Origin of the sequence: Ehrlichia muris AS145 (assembly GCF_000508225.1) — a bacterium.
Lineage (GTDB): Bacteria > Pseudomonadota > Alphaproteobacteria > Rickettsiales > Anaplasmataceae > Ehrlichia > Ehrlichia muris.
Genome location: NC_023063.1, coordinates 858113 through 874813 on the forward strand (window position 1 = coordinate 858113; position 16701 = coordinate 874813).

At 29.4% G+C, this 16701-nt stretch carries 10 protein-coding genes and 1 pseudogene; 6 read left to right on the forward strand and 5 right to left on the reverse strand.

What is annotated here, in order from left to right; all coding sequences use genetic code 11:
- Positions 1 to 710 precede the first annotated feature (710 nt).
- Positions 711 to 1643 carry a tyrosine recombinase XerC gene (locus tag MR76_RS03320; RefSeq protein ID WP_024072283.1) on the reverse strand — a complete coding sequence of 311 codons (933 nt, stop codon included), beginning with the start codon at positions 1641 to 1643 and terminating at the stop codon, positions 711 to 713.
- Between the two features lie 222 nt (positions 1644 to 1865).
- Here MR76_RS03320 and MR76_RS03325 point away from each other — a divergent pair, with 222 nt between their 5' ends.
- Positions 1866 to 2846: an NAD(P)H-dependent glycerol-3-phosphate dehydrogenase gene (locus MR76_RS03325; RefSeq protein ID WP_024072284.1), complete on the forward strand. Its 981-nt coding sequence runs from the start codon at positions 1866 to 1868 to the stop codon at positions 2844 to 2846.
- A 748-nt stretch (positions 2847 to 3594) separates the two neighbouring features.
- Here the strand turns inward: MR76_RS03325 and MR76_RS03330 are convergent.
- From MR76_RS03330 to MR76_RS03350, 4 genes are all read right to left on the reverse strand, one after another.
- Positions 3595 to 5010, reverse strand: a complete 1416-nt coding sequence (locus MR76_RS03330) for a sigma-54-dependent transcriptional regulator (protein ID WP_024072285.1) — start codon at positions 5008 to 5010, stop codon at positions 3595 to 3597.
- A gap of 272 nt (positions 5011 to 5282) precedes the next feature.
- Entirely contained in the window at positions 5283 to 6110 is an 828-nt protein-coding gene (locus tag MR76_RS03340) for a cell division protein FtsQ/DivIB (protein WP_024072287.1), read from the reverse strand.
- A gap of 645 nt (positions 6111 to 6755) precedes the next feature.
- Positions 6756 to 7697, reverse strand: a complete 942-nt coding sequence (gene gshB, locus MR76_RS03345; protein ID WP_024072288.1) for a glutathione synthase — start codon at positions 7695 to 7697, stop codon at positions 6756 to 6758.
- Positions 7698 to 8030: 333 nt separating this feature from the next.
- Complete coding sequence (locus MR76_RS03350) at positions 8031 to 8621, reverse strand: BON domain-containing protein (protein WP_024072289.1); 591 nt, start codon at positions 8619 to 8621, stop codon at positions 8031 to 8033.
- 393 nt (positions 8622 to 9014) lie between these two features.
- Between MR76_RS03350 and aspS the strand changes: the two genes are divergently transcribed.
- The 5 genes and pseudogenes from aspS to MR76_RS03375 all read left to right on the forward strand — a co-directional run bounded on the left by aspS (position 9015) and on the right by MR76_RS03375 (position 16584).
- Entirely contained in the window at positions 9015 to 10787 is a 1773-nt protein-coding gene (aspS, locus tag MR76_RS03355; RefSeq protein WP_024072290.1) for an aspartate--tRNA ligase, read from the forward strand.
- 373 nt (positions 10788 to 11160) lie between these two features.
- Positions 11161 to 11796 (forward strand): HAD family hydrolase, encoded by a 636-nt coding sequence (locus tag MR76_RS03360; protein ID WP_235111259.1) that lies wholly within the window; start codon positions 11161 to 11163, stop codon positions 11794 to 11796.
- Positions 11793 to 12290: an RDD family protein gene (locus MR76_RS03365; RefSeq protein ID WP_024072292.1), complete on the forward strand. Its 498-nt coding sequence runs from the start codon at positions 11793 to 11795 to the stop codon at positions 12288 to 12290. Before MR76_RS03360 ends, MR76_RS03365 begins: the two co-directional genes overlap by 4 nt.
- A gap of 386 nt (positions 12291 to 12676) precedes the next feature.
- A pseudogene (gene ppdK, locus MR76_RS03370) lies at positions 12677 to 15303 on the forward strand (pyruvate, phosphate dikinase).
- A 603-nt stretch (positions 15304 to 15906) separates the two neighbouring features.
- Positions 15907 to 16584, forward strand: coding sequence for a hypothetical protein (locus MR76_RS03375; RefSeq protein ID WP_024072293.1), 678 nt, complete (start codon positions 15907 to 15909; stop codon positions 16582 to 16584).
- The last annotated feature ends 117 nt before the right edge of the window (positions 16585 to 16701 follow it).

Genomic DNA, 16701 nt, shown 5'->3' on the forward strand with positions numbered 1-16701 from the left:
CAACCCATAAACATGTAATTGTACTCAATTACAAATAATGAAAATGGTATAGGCACCCTACAAATATATTTGAACAAGCTCTTAAAAATGACCAAATAAACATCAGAGTGCAATTATATATATTTTTTACCTTCCAACTTATAAAAATGCAATCATATATAAAATTGGTAAAATTACAGAAAGGAATACTGAAGACCAAGTAGTATTCAACCAAATATAGCTGAACCAGTCTTAAAAATAACCGAATAAACACTAAAGTGAATTATACATATTGTTTAATTTTTTCAACCCATAAACATGTAATTGTACTCAATTACAGATAATGAAAATGGTATAGGCACCCTACAAATATATTTGAACAAGCTCTTAAAAATGACCAAATAAACATCAGAGTGCAATTATATATATTTTTTACCTTCCAACTTACAGAAATGCAATCATATATAAAATACAGAAAATAAAAACACAGTATCCCAACAAATATATTTAAGCAAGCCCTTAAATCACAAAATAAATATCAGTAATGGGAACCCTATACACTATTTAATCTTTTAACTCAAATAACAGCTCTATATTGAACAACAGTAAACATATATAAGTTCAAACAATAAATGTATTTTATTACTATTATTACGTAGATAAAGTTTTATCTAAATAATCAGATTTTATAAAAATTATTCATTCTCACTTTTCAGGCATGTATTAAGTAACTATTCTTTCTTTATAACTTGAGGGTGAAAATTCTTATAGTGGTCAATTATACTTTTATGATCTAAATGAGTATAAATTTGTGTAGTCGATAAATTAACATGACCTAATAATTCCTGTATTGATCTAATATCCGCACCACCTAGAAATAAATGTGTAGCAAAACTATGACGCAATGCATGAGGCGTTGTAGTATCAGGTAAATCTATTTCTTTACGAATTTTTTGTATTCTATTTGCGAAATAAGTCCTATTAAGCTTTTTACCATTAACTCCTACAAAAACGTATTCATTCACAACCGCACTTAATTTTACATGATATGGACAACATTTTATATATCCATCTAAACTCTCACGCACTATAGGTAAAATAGGTAAGATTCTTTCCTTATTCCCCTTACCAATAATTAAAAGTTCATCTCCTCTAATATCTTGAAACCTTAAATTTACTGCTTCACTAATCCTTAAACCACACCCATAAAGGAGCATAATTAGTGCAAAATCACGTTTAACTATCCAATCATTGTGTAATAAACTATAGTAATCAAGTATCCTTTGAATGTGAGATTGAGCTAACGTTCTAGGTAAAGTGCTTTTAAGCCTTGGTCTAGACAAACAAAAAATTGCTTGATTATCCACATTATAAGTACGTGACAAATACTGAAAAAAATTTTTCAACGCTGACAAAGATCTTGCATTTGTCACAGCTTCTATATTAGCCTGATATCTAAATGCAAACCATTTTCTTAAATCTGTAACTTTTATATTAATAATATCCTCTAAAGTAACAGAACGTAAAGTACACCTATATAAAAATTCGACAAATTTATTAACATCTCTAAGATAAGAATCAACTGTATTAATCGCATATCTTCTCTCTTGCTTTATCCAAGATATCCATTCATTGATAATAACACACAAATCTTGACTTTTCATACGCTAAGAAACATAAAAACTTTAATTTACCGCATTATGCAGTTTACAAAAATATCAAAATGCAGAACATTGAGATAGAAATCTCCCAATAACAAATTATCCCTATCAACATTTTAAACATTTATTACTAATATTATAATTAATACTAATTCAATTCTTAACACTACATAATATATAATATATAATCTCCTCCAGCTAAGTCCTTTATTAAGTAGATAAAAGATGAAAACCACTATTTTAGGTGCAGGATCATTTGGCACAGCAATAGCAATTGCATTATCCACAAATAACATATCAGTTAACCTATGGGGGCGAAATCACATAGACATGCAATCCATAGCAACTCATCGCGCAAATCTTAAATATTTACCAACACGCAAATTACAAGAGAACATCATCATAAGTAGTAACATAGATGAAGTATTATCAGATCATAACATTTGCATTATTCTCGCAGTACCCACGCAACAATTGCGTACGCTATGTTATTCCATACAAAAGAAACAACATATATTTGAAAAAACACCTTTATTAATCTGTAGCAAAGGGATTGAAGACATATCTCTTAAATTCCCAAGTGAAATAGTAAAGGAAATTTTACCAAACAACCCAATTTTCATACTATCTGGGCCAAGCTTTGCAAAAGAAATAGCAGAAGATCTACCATGCACTATAGTGCTTGCAGGAGAAAATGAAGATTTAGGTATATCAATCACAAAAAAGATAAACAGTAAGACTTTTAAAACAGTGTATAGCCAAGATGTATTAGGAGTACAAATTGGAGCTGCATTAAAAAACATAATCGCAATTGCCTGTGGAATAATAACAGGGAAAAACCTAGGAAGCAACGCTATAGCTACTGTTATAACTAAAGGAATGAACGAAATAAAGAATCTATACACTGCAAAAAACAAGACTATCGATCTTTCAACTTTAATTGGTCCATCCTGCCTTGGAGATTTAATATTAACTTGTACCACAGCACATTCACGAAACATGTCTTTCGGAATAGAAATAGGGCAAGGTGCAGACATAAGCAAAATGCTTAGCAATAAATTAAAAATCATAGAAGGCGTTAGTACAGTAAAACCACTAATATTGCTAGCAAAAGAACTTAATATAGAATTACCTATTTGCACGTCTATATACAATTTACTTTATAAAAATACACCACTAGACAAAATAATATCAGACATATTATAAGATATATAATGCAGATCCTTAAACTTAGTGCGACAATATCATACTCTACAATACACACTCTGTACTCAGGATATACTACAATAATATTGCATACTTATAACAATTTACCTTATAAATATACATTAGACAAAATAATATCAGACATACTATAAGATATATAATGCAGACCCTTAACTTAGTACAAAAATACCCTGCTAGAATACACACTCTGTACTCAGGATATACTACAATAATATTGCATACTTATAACAATTTACCTTATAAATATACATTAGACAAAATAATATCAGACATACTATAAGATATATAATGCAGACCCTTAACTTAGTACAAAAATACCCTGCTAGAATACACACTCTGTACTCAGGATATACTACCAATAATATTGCATACTTATCACAATTTACCTTATAAATATACATTAGACAAAATAATATCAGACATACTATAAGATATATAATGCAGATCCTTAAACTCAGTGCGACAATACCATACTACAATACACACTCTGTACTCAGGATATACTACAATAATATTGCATACTTATAACAATTTACCTTATAAATATACATTAGACAAAATAATATCAGACATACTATAAGATATATAATGCAGACCCTAACATTTTATAGCTATACATCTCACTCATTATAACAACATTTTCAACCAAATCAGAATATAATCAACCTAAAGAAAACTAACTGAGATTATAAAATAACAATCCCTATATAAAAATACTAAATATAAGTTACTCAGAAATATTACATAATCCCAAAACTTTCAGTTTTCGATGAAGCGCAGAACGCTCCATACCAACAAATTCAGCAGTTTTTGATACATTACCTCCAAAACGTGATAATTGAGTTTTTAAATATTGTTTTTCAAATTCCTCACGTGCTTGGCGAAGTGGAATAGATATTACTTTAGCACTAAGAACATCATTAATAGGTGAATTTGATACTATATCTACCGGCAAATCTTTTGCAGTAATAATCTCTTTAGGAGATTTCATGATTAATATCCACTCTATAACATTACGTAATTGACGTAAATTACCTGGCCATTCATAAGACTGCATGGCTATTAAAGCTTCATCACTTAATATATATGTACATAATCCTATTTTCTTACATATACTATTCATAAAATATCTACACAGTTCCGGAATATCAGTACAATACTCCACTAGAGATGGCACTCTGATTGGCAGAACATTTAGTCTATAATATAAATCTTCACAGAACTTCCCAGCTTTGACTTCATTTTCTATATCTTTTGAAGATGAAACAATAATTCTCACATCTACACCTACAGGAATTTTACTGTTTTCTCTATATATTTTTCCTTCTTGTAATAACCTAAGTAACCGTAACTGTGTATCATATCTTAAATCTGTAACTTCATCTATAAACAGTGTCCCATGATTTGCTTGCTCTATTATGCCAATATGAGGTGGTACTCTATGAGATAAGATATTACTGCTTTCTTCACTACCAAATATATTAACTAAGTAATTATTTGCAGGTAACATAGATGAATACATTGATATAAATGGTGTATCATACCCTTTTGACTTTTTATGTATTAACCTAGCAACTACCTCTTTTCCAACACCAGGCGACCCAGTAATTAAAATACGACTAGATGTAGTAGCAGCTTTATTAATCATACTCCTCAGGTTTTTTATTACAGAAGAGTTGCCAACTATCTCGTAGTCCTCAAATGTCGACTTTAATTCATCATTTTCTCTACGTAACCTACCAGATTCTATTGCTCTTTTAACTACTAATTTTAACCTACCTTCTGTAAATGGTTTCTCTATATAATCATAAGCTCCCATATGTAAAGATTTTACAGCAGTAGCAATATTACCATGTCCACTAATCATAATTACAGGTAGATATGGATACCTTTCCTTAAGTTTTTCTAAAACACTTAATCCATCAATATCTGATCCTTTTAACCATATATCTAGTAACACAACATCTGGCTCTTTTTCATAAGCCATCTTAATAGCAGACAATCCATCCACTGCTAATTTAGTTACATAATTATCATCACTTAATATATCCTTTATTAAATTTCTTATATCAACTTCATCATCAACAACCAATACTTCAGAAATATACAATCTTTCTTTGGACATTTCAAAATTCTGTGCCATAATTACCTATAATTCTGATGAAACACCATAAAACACAGTGCACTCCATAAAAGCACACCCAATAATACTACTATACACATTAATGATCAACAACCAATATATAAAATTCGTTATTTTTAATCCATAAATTTTAAACATATAATAAAAATTTGTTATAATTATCGTTAATTTATCAAACATAGGATTCCTATACATCCTAATGATCAAATAAACATAGCAATATATAATTTATTATCAATTTTATAAGCTCATCATAACTAATTGTTAATAAATTATTCCATTATATTAATCTGAGCAGGGACACGAATATCTACAGTTTTCCAAATTAAAAATTCATTAGAAGCTTCATATATATTAAGTAAATTATTCCAAGCATTATAAGGATTTTCCTTTGGTAATTTAATGTTCACTCCACTAGATAAGATAATATCCCAGCAACCATCATCAACATAAGACATAGAAGAAATCATATTACTGAGAACACTATTCTCATTAATTAACTCCTTCACAAAATGTAAATCTTTCAATGCATCATTACCATATATTGATATCAAATCATCTCGTTCTTCATTACTATTGACAATAATATGCCCTGTATCATCAATGATTGAACTGCCATAATCATGATACCAATTTGCAAAAGGTAAATACTCTAGAATTTTTATTTCCAAAATATTAGGCAATAACCGTTTCACTGAAACATCTTTAATCCATTGACTACTACCCTTTATTTTTTTCTGTAATTCACTTAAAGACATAAACAAAATAGACCTATCAACATCAATAAACCCTTGTATACAGTCTGAAGTAACAAATTTATTTCCATCAATAACTACTTCATCAATAGAAAAGCCCCATCCAACTAATTGGTCTGACATATAATTTGATACAATTAAAGCACAATTTTGTAATTTACTAAGTATTTGACCTTTAAAAAAATACGTAAAGGCTATACTAAAAACAACTATCATAAAAAAAATTAAGTGCTTACGAACAAAAAAACGCCTGACTAATTTAAGAATATTCATACCAGTGATACTATTAGCATTATTTAAGGACTGATAATTACCCATATCTTTAAGATCATCAATTTCTCTCATAATAACACCATAACTCTTATAACTTAAAAATTTCAGTTTAAAGTACTAACTCCTAACAGCAGGTCATCTTAAAAAAACTTAGCAATAAAAATTCATATGTATATGAATACCCATTACACAAAAAATTTAACTCCTAAAAACATTAATAGAACATTTCATGTGATTAAAACATTTACATCAACTTTTCAAGCAATAAATACTATTTACTTAACTAACCTTAGTATAAACCACCATAGCTGCAACATTATATCAAATCTAAATCATATATAATATCAAAATATAATGCACTATAAGGTAGCAATAAATTCACACTACAACTATATTCATTTCAAACTAATAACTTGTAATTTTAATAGAGAAACAATTTATTATTATCTTTAATACTAAAATCCATTAATAGGTTAACAAAAAAGTTAAGATCATTTTTAATAACATATTTAATAATTAGGCTGCAGAAAATCCTTCGAATTAATCTTTTAACTTTTTATATATAAAAAACTATCACAAAAACAAATGTGCAAACAAAAAATATCCTGTACTTATTATTTAATAATGAGAAAATTTCATTGATGAACTATATTTTTAAGATAATAGGATCTATATTAAATATAAAAACTTATTAATTTTCATAAACAGCACAATCTATTAACTACCGCGTTTTTCATAAAATTTTTCTTCAAAACAATCCCAACATTTTTTTTCTAAATACACTCCATATAATTCATTAATTTGCAAAATACCACATGGAGAAGTAATATTTACTTCTATCAAATATCCATCCAATACATCAATTCCAACAAATATAATTCCCTTTCCTAATAATTCTTGCTCTATAGCTAAACATATATCCATATCATGGTCTGACAATGTTGCAACTTCTGGAACCGATCCAAATCTCAGATTAGTCCTTATCTCTTCAACATCATTAGAAAATATTCTACGTTTAAAGACTCCTATAGGCTTGCCATCTAGAATAATAATTCTCTTATCATTGCTGATGTTTGATATAAATTTCTGGGCAATTATAGGACATTTGTATTTCTCTATCATCAACTCTGTTACAACTGTAATATCAACATTGCTATGCATCCTAGTAACATCATTTCCACCATAACTATATAAAGGCTTTAATATTATATCCTTATGTTCTTGATAAAAATCCTGTAATACAAGACGATCTTCAGTAATGACAGTCTCTGGTATAAACTTAGGAAACGAAAGAGGTAATAACTTTTCTGCATGATCTCTAAGACTTTTAGGATGATTTAGAACAAGTGGTCTTTTTAATCTCTCTAAAATATAGGTACTCGTAATATAACGCATGTCAAACGGTGGATTTTGACGTATAAAAATTATATCAACATCTTCAAGTAACAATTCTTGCACATCAGCACATTGTAATCTTTTTTCCTTTACAGTTACTAAGCAAGCTTTAGCAATTGGAACATTACCTTTCATTGCTAACTGATTAGGAGAATAAAAGAATACAGTATGTCCCCTATTTTGCGCCTCTTGTATAAACTTAACTGATAAATCTTTATCAACAACAACATCTTTATCCATCTGAAAAGCAACAACTAGCGCCATATATCTCCTTATATTCTAAATCTACTAAGTTAACGGCTCTTTACAAAAAAAAGACCTTCACTTATAAAACTAGAATAACAAGATTTATAAGATATCGAAACATAAAAAGATTATCAGTAGATAATAACTTAACCTTATAAGCATTACTTATATTAAAATGAATAATCTATCACAATATTAACACATACAATATTTAAACAAAACTACATTTGAAGCATACACGTCAACATATTTTATATTAAATATGCATCTTAAATTACCCACTAATAAAACATCATACATACAAAATCATTTTGTATACAATAACAATCTATTAGAATTGATAGTGAATAATTAATTACGCAATTTACTATCTTTTAACCTTACATAACTAATTACTTGCTTTACTTTTTTTACTTTCTGTGCTATTGACACAACCTTATCTAACTCTTCTTGGTCCTGAGCTATACCCATTAAATAAACAGTTCCATCTATAGTGTTTACACTATAGTTCATAGACCTAACCTTACTTTGAGAAAGAATCCGTGCTTTAACTTGAGCACTAATCATAGCATCAATAGCTGTTTCTTTTAGATTAATTGCGTTTTTATCTACAGTTATTTCATTAACAACTTCCCTAACATCCTTTTGATGCCAAACAACCTTTTCAGCTTTTATTTGATCATCCAACGATTTTACATGCCCTATCAATAATACACGTCCCTCACTCACTTTAACAGTCACTTGAGGAAATAACCCTACCTTAAACAGTTCTTTATTAACTCTAATTAATATTGCTGTATCATCTATAGTATCACCAACTGACCTATCCTGTAACGTAATAATTGCACCTGTAGTAACAGCAAGACCAGCCATTATCCCTGAGCAACCAGTTTGGCTTATAATCAACAAAGTTAGTAACAAAAAATTTACTAAAAAACGCATATGGAACAGTAAAAGCATAAAGCGATAGGTTTTATCCTATACAACTTTTCATAGTGTGTAAATAGTAAAATATTTTATACCTTTTTAAGATATAAGACACTTTAATACTTTGGTAATTATAATGTTCTGCTGAAAATCTAGTAAAACTACCTAATCAAGCAAGTGTAAGAACAAGTGTTATTTAAGCTTACTTGTTAAAACACTTAATTATGTAATGACTATATTTACTAATATAAATCAAACTTTACATTTCTTAAACAATCATAATGTTACATGAATACATTAAAAATAAACCATGAATTTTAAAAATTACTCAATAATAATATTTCAAAAATGCTTTTAATGTATTCATTATCGTATAAAATAAACTGGCATTAAAAAATACAGATTTTTATGAACATATATAGAACACACTTATGCAATGAATTAAGAGAAGAACACATAAATCAGGAAGTCACCCTTTCTGGCTGGGTATACAGAAAGCGTGATCATGGGAAAATTATTTTTGTCGATTTACGTGATCATTATGGAATCACTCAATTAGTGTTTAACGAATCCGACAATCAGAATTTCCAATTAATTACTAATCTAAGGTTGGAAAGTGTAATCACCATAAAAGGGTTAGTAGTCGCTAGAGATAGTTCTACTATAAACACTGCAGTTAGTACAGGGCTTATTGAAGTAGTAGTAAAACATGTTACTGTTGAAACAGAAGCAAATATATTACCAATGAGTATTGCATCAACACAAGATTATCCTGAAGATACAAGGTTCAAATATAGGTTTTTAGATTTAAGACGCGACAAAGTGAAGAACAATATTATCTTAAGGTCTAAAGTCATTGCAGAATTACGAAAAAGCATGGAAAGTATGGGTTTTATTGAAATACAAACCCCTATTTTAACATCATCATCTCCAGAGGGAGCAAGAGACTATTTAGTACCAAGTCGCATTCATCATGGTAAGTTTTATGCTTTACCTCAAGCGCCACAACTATTTAAGCAAATATTAATGGTTAGTGGTTTTGATAAATATTTTCAGATAGCACCTTGTTTTAGAGATGAAGATGCAAGGTCAGACCGTTCACCTGGAGAATTTTATCAACTAGATATCGAAATGTCCTTTGCTACCCAAGAAGACGTATTCAATGTTATTGAACCAGTATTACTAAATGTATTTAGTAAATTTTCAACCAAAACTATTCACAAAGAATTCCCAAGAATATCATATTATGATGCAATGTTACATTACGGAACAGACAAACCAGATTTGCGGAATCCGTTAATAATCCAAGATGTTACAGAAATATTCAGAGATTCGCAATTTAACATATTCAACTCAAATATAAAACAGGGAATGGTAGTACGAGCAATACCAGCACCTAATACAGCAGCTAATTCACGAAGCTTTTTTGATAATAAGATTGAATTTGCAAAAACGCTAGGAGCACAAGGGTTAGGATACATTACTTTTAATGATGATTATTCTGCAAAAGGACCTATAGCTAAATTTCTAGATGAAGAAAGATTAAATAAAATCAAATCTATCTGCAATTTACAACCTGGAGATAGTGTATTTTTTGTATCAGAGACAGAAGAAAAAGCTGTAGAATTTGCAGGAGAAGTAAGAACTATACTAGGAAAAGAACTCGATTTAATCGAAAAAGACACCTTTAGGTTTTGTTGGATTATTGATTTCCCATACTTCAAATATGATAAGAAGGAAAAGTCCATTGACTTTTTTCACAATCCTTTTTCAATGCCACAAGGAGGATTAGAGGCTTTGAACAACCAAGATCCTGCAAGTATACTTGCATATCAATATGATATAGTTTGTAATGGGATAGAAATCTCTAGCGGTGCTATTCGTAACCATAAACTTGACATTATGTACAAAGCATTTTCTATAGCTGGATACACTAGAGAAATGGTAGATCAAAAATTCAATTCTTTAACTCGAGCTTTTAAATTTGGAGCACCACCACATGGAGGAATTGCTCCAGGAATAGACCGTATGGTAATGTTATTAGCAGATGCAACAAATATTAGAGAAGTAATTTGTTTTCCACTTAATCAATCCGGTGAAGATTTACTCATGGGATCTCCATCAGAAATAGATAAGGAACACCTGAACTTGCTATCATTAAGCATCACAAAAAAGTCCTAAACTACAGCATTTTAATATGCTCTTGAATATTAGTAAACTACAGGCAAGTAGTTTGTTTCCTACTGTTAACCTGGAAAAATTTATTCATAGCGCTGTCATTAGAAATAGACAAGAAGGATCTAAAATTACTATTTTAAATATCATAAAAATTTTAAACTATATTGGCATTCTTTATCTGATTAAGCACTGGTAACACTACAACAGTAAAAATATTACACATTAAATTAATTAAATATGCTAATTCCTAAGCCAGTAATACAATGATAGTTATAATTCTTGACACCAAAGGTCAATTAAATATTGAAAATAATCCTGACTTTAATAGAATCTTAATAAATGTTTCACAAAAATGGTAATTTAGAAATTTAAATAAATGATAAAACAACCAACTACAGTAATATTTGACTGGTATAATACGTTAATTAATACTAGCATCAACATTAACCGTATAACTTTCAATCAAGTATTAGATAAGATGGGACATAAAAATATAGATCTGGATTGTATTCCAAGTTCTACAATACCAAAATACCTCACTACATTCTTAGGAAAAAGGTGGAAAGAGGCAATTACTTTATATGAAAATAGTTTAGAGAAATCACAAGAACTAGACAGCTTTATACTAAACGATGGAGCAATTGAACTATTAGACACCTTGAAAGAAAATAATATAACTATGGCAATAGTAAGCAATAAAAACGGCAAAAATTTACGGTCCGAGGTACATCATAAAAATCTAACACACTATTTTGATTCTATAATCGGTGCTGGAGATACAGGAGCTACCAAACCATCACCTGAACCAGTATTAGCAGCATTAACAAATATAAACGTCCAACCAAGCAAAGAAGTATTTTTCATAGGAGATAGTGCATCAGATATCCAAAGTGCTATTGACGCAGGATGCCTACCTATAAAATATGGAAGCACTACCACTGTAAATAATATTCTCTCTTTTAAAAATTTCGATGATATTCGTCATTTTATCTGTCAATTAATAAACATATGAGTACAAAAAGAATTAAAATTGCAAATACAGTAAAAAGGGTATTAGCAAGTATTATTGACCATGTAATTCTATCATTACTTAACTATCCCATCGTATTGTTAACAAATGATATAACAATCATACCATTTATTTTTAATATGTTAAGTAGCTGTTACTATTATACATATTTCCTATCTTCTAAAGCACAAGCATCTATTGGACAAAAAATATTTAATATATACACTATACGTTGTGATCATAAAAAAATTGATACTTGGTTCGCATTCGACAGATCATTATCAGAATTTTTTTGTCCTACTATCCTAATGACAAATATACAAATCGTAAATATGAACATTAATAATAGTTTCATAATAAGTATTATATCTTTGATTACTATGCTGACATTAATAGCATCAGCATGTTGGTATTTAGTTGCTTTGTTTTCACAAAAGCGTCAAACTTTTCATGATATTATATTTAATACCATAGTAGTAGAAAATAAACAATTTTGAGATTGAGCTATGACTATCAATGGTAACACAATGTCATAATAAACATAACAGACATACCTTATGTCATATCTCCATATTACATATGTTACTACAACATATTACTATTAGTTAAATCATACATTTCCATTATATAATAAATACAGTGTTTACATACACATTACTTAATATTTTTACATTAGTCATACTACTGATGTGTCACACCATTTAATGTTATGTATCTATTTATACACATGAAACACCACTACTGTTATTTTTTTATATCACTCCTACTAATTAATTATTTTACAATAGTTGCACTATAGAAAATTAGGTTTTATAGTATATTTAGCGAGGTAGTATACATGACTATTATAGCATAAAAACAAAACTTTTTCGGTTCTCTTCATATGAGTGAAAAATTAATATATTATTTTAGTAAAACAAAATGTGACGGAAGTTTAGCATTGAGTCATATCCTAGGTGGCAAAGGTGCAAATCTAGCAGAAATGTGTAATATTGGTGTAGATGTACCACCTGGATTTACACTCTCAACAACCATATGTAACTATTATTATCAAAACAATAAGCTACCTGCTGAAACATTCAGTTTAGTAGAAAATGCAATTGAATTCTTGCATAACGAGGTAAGTTTAAAATTTGGCGACCATGATAATCCACTTCTACTTTCAGTAAGATCAGGTAGTGTTAGTTCTATGCCAGGGATGTTAGATACAATACTAAATGTAGGATTAAATGATAAAACAGTAATAGGATTAGCAAAAAAAAGTGGTGAATTTTTTGCTTATGATAGTTATCGCAGACTTATACAAATGTATGCACACACAGTGTTACAAATAGAAAGCAATTTATTTGAAGAAGTAATACATAAAAAAAAAGAGAGGCTAATATTTCAATAAGTGATCAGATATCAGATCCTGATATATTAAAAGAAATAATAATTGAATTTAAAAAGATAGTTAATATACATACTAATCAAGAGTTCCCTCAAAACGTTCATGAACAGTTATATAATTCAATAGATGCAGTTTTTAAATCATGGATGAACAAACGAGCAGTTGCATACAGAAAAATACACAATATATCAGACAATCTAGGCACAGCAGTCAATGTACAATCCATGGTATTTGGCAATATGAGTCAGAACTCTGCTACAGGTGTTGTATTTACCCGTAATCCATCAACTGGAGAAAAGGAAATTTTTGGAGAATTTTTAGTAAATGCACAAGGAGAAGATGTAGTATCTGGAACTCATAGCCCGTTACCATTAGATAAAATGAAGGCATTAATACCACAATCTTACAGTGATTTAGAAAAGGTATGTAGAAAACTAGAACTACATTACCATGATATGCAAGACATAGAATTTACAATAGAAAATGGTAAGCTATGGATTTTACAAGCCAGACCAGGGAAACGCAGCATTCAAGCTGCTGTAAAAATAGCAGTAGATATGGTAGAAGAAAAATTAATCTCAAAAGAAGAAGCTATATTAAGAATTGAACATAAATCATTCAGTAAACTATTTCATCCAATACTTGAGAACAATACAAACATTAACATTATCGCACGAGGATTACCAGCATCTCCAGGTGCAGCAACTGGATATGTAGCATTCACACCTAACGATGCAGAACTATTTAGAAAAGATGGAAAGAATGCTATATTAATACGCCAAGAAACCAATCCAGAAGATATAAATGGAATGAATAGCTCTGCAGGTATCATCACTTTAAGAGGTGGTATGACTTCCCATGCAGCAGTAGTAGCCAGAGGAATGGGTAAACCTTGCATCTGTAGTGCAAATGGGATCTTTATAGATAAAAGCGAACAATTTTTCTATACAAATACAGGCCTAAAAGTATATAAAGGCGATAGCATTACAATAAACGGTTGTAATGGAGAAGTTATTCTAGGAACTATAAAAACAGTTACCCCTAAATTAAGCAAGAGTTTCTATAAGTTAATGGAATGGGTAGACGAAATAAGAACACTAAAAGTAATGGCTAATGCTGATACTCCAGAAGATGTAGATATAGCCATGGCTTTCCAAGCTGATGGGATAGGATTATGTCGTACAGAGCATATGTTTTTCTCTGACAAAAGAATAAGTATAGTACAGGAAATGATTGTGTCTGACACCAAAGAAGAAAGAATAGCAGCACTAGAAAAACTCGAAGTCATGCAAAAAGAAGATTTCAAAAAAATCTTCAAATCTACGCTCAATAAGCAAGTTACTATCAGACTACTTGATCCTCCATTACATGAATTTCTTCCAGATAATGACAATGCAATAAATGAAGTTTCAGCAAGAACTGGTAAATCCTTAGAAAAGCTAAGAAACAAGGTACTTTATTTATCTGAAAAGAACCCAATGCTAGGACATCGCGGATGCAGGCTTGCTATATCATATCCTGAAATATATGAAATGCAAGTAAAGGCAATCTTCCTTGCAGTAAAGGAGTTACAGGAAGAAACAAATATAACAGGTATAGTGCCTGAAATCATGATACCTTTAGTTATGGCTGAAAAAGAGATCATTATTATTAAAGAATTAATTAACAATATAGCACAGCAATTTGACAACCCTAAGTATTCGATAGGAACAATGATAGAGCTACCAAAGGCAGCTCTAATTGCAGATAAACTTGCTAAACATGTTCAATTTTTTAGCTTTGGAACAAATGATCTTACTCAAACCACTTTAGGAATATCTAGGGATGACTCTGCAAATTTTATTGAAATATATAAAGATTTAGAAATAGTAAAACAAGACCCTTTTGAAACTTTAGATATTGAAGGAGTAGGTAAATTAATATCAACTGCAGTATATTTAGGTAGAAAATCTTCTCCAAGTATTAAAATTGGTATATGCGGAGAGCATGGTGGAAATTTCGACTCTATACAGTTTTTTGCAAAATTGAATTTAAATTATATTTCTTGCTCCCCATACAGAATTCCAATAGCAAGATTAATAGCTGCTCAATCTACTATAACGCAACTCAGTGTTTCATAACTACCAATTAAGAAAGATATTTATTATTATTTTAATCTAGCACTTCTTTCATAACTTATAGGAAATACAATAACCAGTAATAGTAAAACTACTATTGATTATAGAATCAAAGATTAAGCATGTATTCAATATTGTATAACTATACACACAATTTAAAATACTAAAATGTATAAAAAATTCGTAGAATATTTCATTTTCATTAAAACAACAATTTCATAATAAAAAATATTAAAGAACAATAAATACTCCTCAAACTACTGAAAAAATTCTAAAATAGTATTACACACACTTCTTTCAATCAGTCTACCAAGGTTATCATGTTCTACCCAACACAAAACTAGGATAGTTCTTTCTACGTATTCTTATATGGGAAAAAAGATCATTTTTTGATTTCAACATTACTAGTACACTCAATACAACATTTTATATATGACACTCTAATTACAAAAATGCACTATTATTTTTTTAACTTTTATTTTACCATCATTACTTTAATTGCATTACAAACAAAATTTATTCCTAATCTAAATATTTTTAAAATTATTTACTATAGTATTCATTATAGTAATCTTACCATATATTTATTACTCAAGGTAGACAAGGATGTCGATATTTGCTGCAGATAAAATTATCCCTCCATATATTCCAGCAGTAGGAACAGGATATAGTACAGAAGGCATTACAATCCCCAAAAACTCAAAAGACATTTTAAGAAGTAAAATTACTCCAGGAACAAAACCTTTAGTAATATTTATTGGAGGAGCATCAGATGATAGAACAAAATTTGTATTACGTTTATATGCTAAATACTATACACAGAACTACAATCACCAAGATATAGCATACGCAACTTGGGGATCATCAGCAATAATTCCCGTAATAGAAGCCTGGTATGAAGCACAACAAAAAATCTGTCTTGTAGGACATAGCTGGGGAGGAGATACTGGATACAGAATAATAAACACACTTAAAACAACCTCAATAGATTTACTATGTACTATTGACCCCGTATCACGTGCAGGAGTTGGTGGAAAATTACCAAAACCTCAAAATTTAAAAAAGTGGTACAACATCGCAGTAGATTATAAAAAAGTCAAATCTTCCATTAACAACATAATTGCACAATTAGGATGTCCATGGTCTTACTGTATGTATGCAGACAAAAACTTTATAGTAGATACAGTAAAGATTAATGGACATTTAGTTTCAGCAGATCATGTAATGACACAAGAATTATTTTATACATATTTTAATAAATATGTAGAAAATTTTGCCACGTAAAAAATAATACAGTGATACTGAATAATAAATGCAGATTTGTATAACAACGTTAATAATAAATATTATATATATACAAACTTCTAAGGATTATAAAAGTTATTAAATTTACTGATAAAT

What these genes read in the sequence shown, in the direction of transcription:
- MR76_RS03320 (WP_024072283.1), bottom strand. Translation starts at nt 1,643, where the DNA reads ATGAAAAGTCAAGATTTGTGTGTTATTATCAATGAATGGATATCTTGG.
- MR76_RS03325 (WP_024072284.1), top strand. Translation starts at nt 1,866, where the DNA reads ATGAAAACCACTATTTTAGGTGCAGGATCATTTGGCACAGCAATAGCA.
- MR76_RS03330 (WP_024072285.1), bottom strand. Translation starts at nt 5,010, where the DNA reads ATGGCACAGAATTTTGAAATGTCCAAAGAAAGATTGTATATTTCTGAA.
- MR76_RS03340 (WP_024072287.1), bottom strand. Translation starts at nt 6,110, where the DNA reads ATGAGAGAAATTGATGATCTTAAAGATATGGGTAATTATCAGTCCTTA.
- gshB (WP_024072288.1), bottom strand. Translation starts at nt 7,697, where the DNA reads ATGGCGCTAGTTGTTGCTTTTCAGATGGATAAAGATGTTGTTGTTGAT.
- MR76_RS03350 (WP_024072289.1), bottom strand. Translation starts at nt 8,621, where the DNA reads ATGCGTTTTTTAGTAAATTTTTTGTTACTAACTTTGTTGATTATAAGC.
- aspS (WP_024072290.1), top strand. Translation starts at nt 9,015, where the DNA reads ATGAACATATATAGAACACACTTATGCAATGAATTAAGAGAAGAACAC.
- MR76_RS03360 (WP_235111259.1), top strand. Translation starts at nt 11,161, where the DNA reads ATGATAAAACAACCAACTACAGTAATATTTGACTGGTATAATACGTTA.
- MR76_RS03365 (WP_024072292.1), top strand. Translation starts at nt 11,793, where the DNA reads ATGAGTACAAAAAGAATTAAAATTGCAAATACAGTAAAAAGGGTATTA.
- MR76_RS03375 (WP_024072293.1), top strand. Translation starts at nt 15,907, where the DNA reads ATGTCGATATTTGCTGCAGATAAAATTATCCCTCCATATATTCCAGCA.